Consider the following 285-nt stretch of genomic DNA (forward strand, 5'->3'; position numbering starts at 1 on the left):
ACGATACCGGATGCATCGGCGGGATTACCGGCGAGGCTCCCGGAGGCGATTGTCACGTGATTGTCGAGCGGAGTCGATGAGATGTCGGGTATTGCGTCGTTGCCGCCGCAAGCAGTGACCAACGCGCTTGCGAATGTAATCGCCGCCCCATGACTGAGGATTCTTTTATTGAATGGCGAAAGCATATTCTGTCTCCTTGATGCGACTGGCGTTCAATGCGCCAGGCGTCGTTATAGGTCCAGCAGCAAACACCTCTCTACCGGTGTCTGTGTCTAGAAGGAATGG

At 55.4% G+C, this 285-nt stretch carries 1 protein-coding gene; it reads right to left on the bottom strand.

Annotation, left to right across the window (positions count from 1 at the left end):
- Positions 1-185, bottom strand: a 185-nt coding sequence (locus PQR42_RS45720; RefSeq protein ID WP_408394121.1) for a hypothetical protein, incomplete at its 3' end; no start/stop codon positions are given.
- Positions 186-285 lie beyond the last annotated feature (100 nt).

This window comes from Paraburkholderia sediminicola (assembly GCF_046027355.1).
GTDB lineage: Bacteria > Pseudomonadota > Gammaproteobacteria > Burkholderiales > Burkholderiaceae > Paraburkholderia > Paraburkholderia sediminicola_B.